The organism is Helicobacter sp. MIT 14-3879 (assembly GCF_003364125.1).
In genome coordinates this window covers 1-1,053 of sequence record NZ_NXLP01000162.1, presented here as the reverse complement: position 1 = coordinate 1,053, position 1,053 = coordinate 1, and the positions used below count along the sequence as shown (strand labels likewise).

Below are 1,053 nucleotides of genomic sequence, written 5' to 3'. Positions count from 1 at the left end.
TATGTGAAAAAGCGGGTAGAATAGTATTTGACGAAAAGCTATACAAAAGTTATAAAAGTATAAAATGGAAATCAATTAAACCACAAGATAAGCAAATTAATACTAGAATTATAGAATTTTCTCGAGGGATTAATTATTTTGATAATAAGATTATTGCTATACATAAAGGTTTTATTTATAAAGAAAAAGGTTTATGGCTAAGAGGTGATGAAGCTGCTGGTTGGCATTGGGAAACAATGCAAGAAATTGGCTGTAAAGAAAACAATAACTTTAAAGTTTTAGGAAATAATTATGAGTAAGAACATAAGAACAAACGAAGCAGATTTAAATTTAGTTAAAAAATTCTTAGCTTATGCAAATTGTGCTGACGCAAGCTATGCCTTATTAGAATATATATACGAAAATGCAAAAGATGAAAAAGAACCAAAAGCAGATGATTTAAATTTTGGTGATAAACTTACTAGAGATATTGAAGTTATAGGTATAGATAAAAAACCAATTACTAAACCTAAAGGCACAAATACAGCTTATGCCTGTGCCATTGAAGCAAGATTTGAGGAAGACTCAAGACTTAAAGGTTATAATAATAAAATCACAAAAGTTAAGCTAGATTCTAAACTTAGCGATAGAACCATAAACTTTACTTCTCGCTTTAAACTCCTACATCACCAACCAAATACTACTTCAGGATTCTCTGCAACACTCTTTGGTGAAAAAAGAAAACAAATTAATAAAAAGACTAAAGAAGTAACATATACTTCACAATATGGCTATACTAATTATATCCTCTCTATTCGTGGCACTACCCCAAATGATACAGGAGATTTGAGAGCAGATGCTAGAATAGCATTAGGATATATCCCACAAGAGCAGTATGAGGATATGCTTTTATTCTATCATCAATGCAAAGAAAAATACCCTGCTATTACTCAACCTAAAAGCTTAAATGTAGTAGGCACAGAAATTAAAGATATATAAAGAAACATAAATGTTATTATTTGTAATAATATGTTTTCTTCTTATTGTCTTTATTCTCTCCTATTTAATATTATG

General features: G+C 29.2%; 1 protein-coding gene and 1 pseudogene. Both read left to right on the top strand.

The window, feature by feature from the left end; genetic code table 11:
* Positions 1-299: pseudogene (locus CQA44_RS12885) on the top strand (hypothetical protein); the annotation flags it as partial.
* Positions 292-978: a hypothetical protein gene (locus CQA44_RS12880; RefSeq protein ID WP_181881919.1), complete on the top strand. Its 687-nt coding sequence runs from the start codon at positions 292-294 to the stop codon at positions 976-978. The pseudogene CQA44_RS12885 and the gene CQA44_RS12880, both read left to right, overlap by 8 nt.
* Positions 979-1,053 lie beyond the last annotated feature (75 nt).

Coding starts and splice junctions, on each gene's coding strand:
- CQA44_RS12880 (WP_181881919.1), top strand. CDS start 292: ATGAGTAAGAACATAAGAACAAACGAAGCAGATTTAAATTTAGTTAAA.